At 37.0% G+C, this 5,771-nt stretch carries 8 protein-coding genes; all 8 read left to right on the top strand.

Annotated elements, in window-relative coordinates:
• Positions 1 to 88: 88 nt before the first annotated feature.
• The 8 genes from Q9Q35_RS01580 (at position 89) to Q9Q35_RS01615 (ending at position 5,695) form a co-directional block, all read left to right on the top strand.
• Positions 89 to 619 carry a ClbS/DfsB family four-helix bundle protein gene (locus Q9Q35_RS01580; protein WP_304651835.1) on the top strand — a complete coding sequence of 177 codons (531 nt, stop codon included), beginning with the start codon at positions 89 to 91 and terminating at the stop codon, positions 617 to 619.
• 35 nt (positions 620 to 654) lie between these two features.
• Positions 655 to 1,164 carry a DinB family protein gene (locus Q9Q35_RS01585; RefSeq protein ID WP_304651836.1) on the top strand — a complete coding sequence of 170 codons (510 nt, stop codon included), beginning with the start codon at positions 655 to 657 and terminating at the stop codon, positions 1,162 to 1,164.
• Between the two features lie 127 nt (positions 1,165 to 1,291).
• On the top strand, positions 1,292 to 1,789 hold the full coding sequence (locus tag Q9Q35_RS01590; protein WP_304651837.1) for a hypothetical protein: 498 nt from the start codon (positions 1,292 to 1,294) through the stop codon (positions 1,787 to 1,789).
• Entirely contained in the window at positions 1,789 to 2,292 is a 504-nt protein-coding gene (locus tag Q9Q35_RS01595) for a hypothetical protein (protein ID WP_304651838.1), read from the top strand. Before Q9Q35_RS01590 ends, Q9Q35_RS01595 begins: the two co-directional genes overlap by 1 nt.
• Entirely contained in the window at positions 2,289 to 2,480 is a 192-nt protein-coding gene (locus Q9Q35_RS01600) for a helix-turn-helix transcriptional regulator (RefSeq protein ID WP_004049360.1), read from the top strand. The genes Q9Q35_RS01595 and Q9Q35_RS01600 overlap by 4 nt, the downstream gene beginning before the upstream one ends.
• 905 nt (positions 2,481 to 3,385) lie before the next feature.
• Entirely contained in the window at positions 3,386 to 3,646 is a 261-nt protein-coding gene (locus Q9Q35_RS01605; RefSeq protein WP_304651839.1) for a hypothetical protein, read from the top strand.
• A gap of 30 nt (positions 3,647 to 3,676) precedes the next feature.
• On the top strand, positions 3,677 to 4,159 hold the full coding sequence (locus Q9Q35_RS01610) for a macro domain-containing protein (RefSeq protein ID WP_304651841.1): 483 nt from the start codon (positions 3,677 to 3,679) through the stop codon (positions 4,157 to 4,159).
• A gap of 339 nt (positions 4,160 to 4,498) precedes the next feature.
• A complete protein-coding gene (locus Q9Q35_RS01615) occupies positions 4,499 to 5,695 on the top strand; it encodes an MFS transporter (RefSeq protein ID WP_304651840.1) in 1,197 nt (398 codons plus the stop codon).
• The last annotated feature ends 76 nt before the right edge of the window (positions 5,696 to 5,771 follow it).

Raw genomic sequence — 5,771 nt, forward strand, 5'->3', positions numbered from 1 at the left:
AAAATATTTCAGTTGATATGGTCCAAAGTAGATAGGTGTATCTTTACGGAAGATGATTTATTGCCGTCTGTTTCTTTTTCTAGATTTTGTGCAGAAATGTTGGAGAAGTTATCATGACAAAGCAGAACTAAAAGCTGAGATCCAAAAAACATATGCTAAGTATATTGCGGAATTTGCCGAGATCCCCGAGGTCTTAAAAGATGCACGCTGTGAAGAAGTGGAGCGCACGCCAGCAGAAAATCTAGCTTATCAAGTAGGCTGGACAACGCTGTTATTGCAGTGGGAAGCTGATGAAAGACAAGGAAAGTCAGTAAAAACACCAACTGAGAACTATAAGTGGAATCAATTAGGAGAACTTTACCAGTATTTTTCTGCAACCTATGCTCCATTGTCACTAACAGAATTGAAAACACGATTAGACCGAAATATTCAAGACATATATCAAATGCTAGATGAATTGAGTGAAGCTGAGGTATTTGAACCGCATATGCGAAAATGGGCAGATGATTCGACTAAAACAACGATATGGGAAGTCTATAAGTTTATTCATGTGAATACAGTAGCGCCTTTTATGACGTTTAGAACTAAGATCAGAAAATGGAAGCGTTTGATGTTGTAGGCGCCAAAAAAGATTTAAGAATGTGAGGAAATATCATGCAGACAGTAGAGATGTTGGTTGACGCACTGGACCGGGCGGAAGAACGTTTTTTAGAGACGATCGCACAAATGAATGTTGAACAATTGAACACGATGCCGACCGATCTGATCAAATCGGTCACATGGTTGACTTGGCATACAGCTAAAATGATCGATCAACAATTGTCAAAATTAGCTGGAAAAGAACCACTCTATACCAGTCAGGGATGGGTACAAAAGTTTGATTTAGAGCTACCTTTAGACACACAGGATTGGATCCATACACCAGAGCAAGCACGTAAAGTTCAAGTGAAAGATAAAAAATTGTTAGTCGATTATCTACAAGCGACGGTCGCTTTTGGTCGGGATTATTTATCAAAACTAGATCTGACAACATTAGATGAGATCATTGATAAGAGTTTTGACCCTCCAGTCACACGAGCGGTGCGGATCATTTCGACGCTAGATGATGCTAGCATGCATTCAGGACAAGCAGTATATACTAGACGATTAGTTTTAGGTAAATAAGGGATGGAGTGTCAGTGATGGCACTCTTTTTTATGACTTATGCAACTCATACATTATTTTTGTAAAATATAGTTGACATTATTGCTAGTTTAAATTACTATTAGGGTGTGGAAAAGGAGGACATATCATGGTAGCAAATGTATTTGTAATTTTGTTTTTTGCGATGGTAGGACTAGTGCTATTTTTACAAAAAGATGATGAGTATGATGAACGGCAAACAGCGATCATGGATCGTGGGGGCCGATATGGATTGTTAACAGTTTTGCTTTTGAATGCTGTTTTTTACATTCTTAGTGTTTTTGATGGTATTCCAGAACTTTCAGTGAGGTTTACGTCCACAATGAGCATTTGGAGTGGTATATTAGTAGCCACGCTTTATGCAATTTGGAATCACGCATATTTTTCACTCAAATCTAAAAAAACTAGTGGTTTTGCATTTTTAATGATCGTAACTGGGATCGTCAATGTAGTAATTAGCGTCATTGATCACCTAGGACTATGGGGAAGAGGACCAGAGATCGTAGAAGGGATCAAATTTGGAATTGTTGGTTTTAGTTGTTTATGTATGGGGGCAACGATCATTTTACGTAATCATTTAGATAACGCTAAAGAAGGTGATGATTGATGGATTTGATAGGTTTACTAGTTTTGATTGCTTTACTAGCTATTGGGTATTGGTCAGTAGTGACGAAAAACGCAGGTGAGCGGGATGAACGACAAGTATTGATCGCGAATAAGGGATATAAATATGCTTTTTTTACGATCATGCTATTAAATGTGGTGATTTATTTGTTTGAGAGATATAGTGATATTATTCAATTATCAAAAATGGACTTAGCTTTGCTAAATATTTGGTTGGGGACGTTAGTGTTTGCTTTATATACTATTTGGCGTAATGCTTATTTTTCAGTTAAAGTTAAAAATAGTAACTTAACTGGTTGGTGCTTTTTGGTTACTGGAGTATCTAATTTTTTTAGTGTGTTTGGCGATCGATTTGGCTTTTTTGATGAATATTTCACACGCTCCCAAAGCATATATATGCTCTTTTTAGGAATTTTCTTAATAATCGTGGGCTCAACGATCCTCTTGCGCAATTACCTAAATCGTAAGGAAGAGGAAGAAAGATGAAGAATTTAAAGTTAAAAGCAGCTCGTGCGGGTAAAGATCTTTCACAGCAAGCTTTAGCCGATCGTGTTGGTGTTTCACGCCAAACGATCTCGGCAATCGAAAAAGGTGACTATAATCCCACGATCAATCTTTGCATCAGTATTTGTAAAGAACTGGATGTAACACTAAATGACTTATTTTGGAAATAAAAAACTTCTAGGACTGTTGTCTGATTTCAGGAACTAGTCATACTGGTCAAATAAATATAAAATTTTTAACCTATATTGAAATTTGTCTCTAGTATAATTTTTGTGTCTCAAAGGAGGTGCAATGCAAATAATAAGAAGACCAGTAAAACTTGAAAAAGATAGTTCAAAACTCAATTTAATATCAAAGTTATAGATCTATCTCTGATGAACGACATAAATAGTGAAGTAGATGTTACAATAAAGGTATAAAGAACTAGAAAATAAGGGATGAAAGTCATGAAATTTATTATGGTACGATGCTGAGAGAATTCTTGCAAATGCTATTAAGCATACTTTTTATTTTTTGTGGGATAAGAATAAAAATGGATGGATTGAAATTTATTTTCAAAAGGGCTATGGTCTTTTTTGTGAAGTTGTTGCTACGAGATAAGGGGATGATATTTTATGTTCGATAAATTAGTTAGCGTTATTAAAAAGCATCCGTATATATCTTGGTTAGTTTGTATAATATTGAGTAGTGTTATAGGAGCTATACTAACCCTAGTAACAACTGGTAAATTCTATAATGGATTTTGGTTTAGCGTTTTTATGTATCTTTCATATCTGCCTTGCATAAAAAGAAGAATGTCTAAAAAGAAATAGTCTTTTACCTTGTATTTGGTAGGCAAAAAACCAATCGTAAATTCAAAAAACGATTGGCTTTTTGTATAATTATTGCAATTTATCAAAATAACAGTCAGTAATGCTATACTAAAGTTAACTGTTCATCCCTTGTTTATGGTGAAAAACTAAATGCTAAACAAATGATCTGTGTTACTTTGATCATCGTGGCCGTTATCGGCTTGAAAATATTTTAAAGTGGGTAAAGGTGATATATACTTTAGATAAGAATGGGGGTATCACTGATGGACCAAACTAAACGTCGGCTTTATCTGATCCAAAGCTTATTAAATGAAGATCCACGAACAGCCAAATTCAAGATCCCACAGACGCAAGGAGAACAAGAAAAGATGCTAAGAGCATTATTCAATACACGCTTAGCGCATCCGATCACACCTGAATTTGAGCAGATCCAAGATGCATATTTGACTGAAGTATTAGCTCAAAAGAAAATAACGACGCTCAAAGATCTAACACCGATCGCTAACAATATCTATCTTTGGTAGGGTGACATCACAACACTTAAAGTCGATGCGATCGTCAATGCTGCTAATAGAACGATGCTAGGGTGTTACCGCGTAAACTGTAATTGTATCGATAATGCGATCCATACTTTTGCGGGGATCCAACTGCGAAATGAATGTTATCAAGTCATGCAAAATGTCGGACGCTTTGTGAAAGTCGCTCAGGTCTTACCGACTAAGGCATATAATTTGCCCAGCAAATATGTTTTACATGTGGCGGGACCGTACGTTAAAAATAAGATCTTGACACCAGAATACGAAGAACAGTTAGCGCAAGCATATTATAATTGTTTAAAGCTGGCACATGATAATAATTTAAAGAGTTTAGCTTTTTGTTGCATTTCTACGGGTGAATTTGGCTTTCCAAATGAGCGTGCCGCTCAGATCGCAAGCCAGACGGTCAAAGATTTTCTGCGCAAAACTGACTCTAAGCTACATGTTATTTTCAATGTTTTTAAAGATTTAGATTTAGAGATATATCAAAGAATATTGTGATAGGTATGTAAGGCTGAGAAGATCTCGGCCTTTTTCAGCGGTCTAATTGTATCCGGTTACATAACGAGGTTGTTTTACTAGACGAAAACCTACTTTTAAAGATAGAATAAAGGTGTACAAATAAAAGTATATTCGGGTGAAAAACAGCAAAGTGTCCACTTTATTGTGGTTTTATCATAAGTTAAAACTTCTTGAAAGATAATTTTATGTTAGTGAATCACCCAGAAATGATAGCGCTATCAAGATGGTCGAGGGTGAGGTGGTATAGTCCAAACAGGCGCGCCAGACTTATTTGTTGTTAGCTGCATCGGTCAATCAAAGAATGGTAGGGGATCTAAAATGAAAGAAGTCAGCCACAAAACAGGAATATTAATGTTTTTCACCTTGTTTGCTGCATATGTTACATTTGCTGCTAGTTGGGTCGGCGGTTCCAATCTTGGACCGCAGATCATTCAAACTTACTTTGGACATGAAGTTTCACCAGTGTTGAGTCAAGTTGTCAACTATACGATCACGATCGCTCGTGTAGTCGCTAATTTCTTAGCTGCTTTATTTTTAATGAAACTCGGGATCAAGCGCGCCGGTCAATTTGCCTTATTCTTATTATCATTTTCAATGATTGCGATCTGGATGCCCAATTATTGGCTATATATTGCTGCTCGTATGATCATGGCACTAGGTGGTTCGATGGTCATGGTGTATATGAATCCGATCGTTGTTAGATTTGTTTCTCGTGACAAAAAGATCTTTTATTCGTCATTTATCACCGCATCTTACAATATTGGGGCCTTCATCATGGCAATCGCGTTTGTCTTTTTTGCCGATAAAATGACGCATAATTGGCGTTTGACGTTGAGTTGTGTAGCGTCCTTTAGCATTTTCTTCTTTATCGTTTGGCTGTTGAAAGCGCAAAATTTTGAGACCTCAGGTGGATCTGAAGTTAAAAATGATTACAGTTATGGAAAAGCGATCAAAGATCCATTTGTTTGGAAATTTGCTTTAGGATTTGGCGCCTTCTTGTTCTTGTATGTGATGACTTTGACCAGTTTACCGCCGACTTTAGCTAGTGTTTACAGTGATTTTAAACCGGGTGCGATGATCTGTGCCGTTTCCGGTGGTGGTATGGTCGGAACGTTATTGATGTTAAAGATCAAGGTCGAACGAAAACGCCGTCCGATCTTACTTGTACTGGGAAGTGCAGCTATTTTAGCGATCGGAAGTGCGATCTTTATTGCAGGAGTGTCACCGATCATAGCTTATAGCCTACTGTTTGTTAGTGGGATCTTCTTGTTCTCTCAGTATCCGATCTATTTAAATATCCCGCATGAATTACCAAATATGAATCCCCAAAAGTCGACCTTGCTCTTTGGCGTGATCTGGGCTTTGACCTATGGTTTTTACACGATCCTAAATGTTATCTGGAGCATGATATTGGGGGCAGTTGGCTTGCTATCTGCTAATATTTTCTATATTATTGTGTCAATGATATATCTGGTGGCAATTATCTTATTACCAGAAACTTATCGCAAGAAGTGATCAGATACTTGCTCAAAGATCATGGCAGGCACTCTGGCCATGATCTTTTTTGGTATAGAGAGGTGAGCTAAATGTT

The sequence above is a fragment of the uncultured Ligilactobacillus sp. genome (assembly GCF_948826705.1).
GTDB lineage: Bacteria > Bacillota > Bacilli > Lactobacillales > Lactobacillaceae > Ligilactobacillus.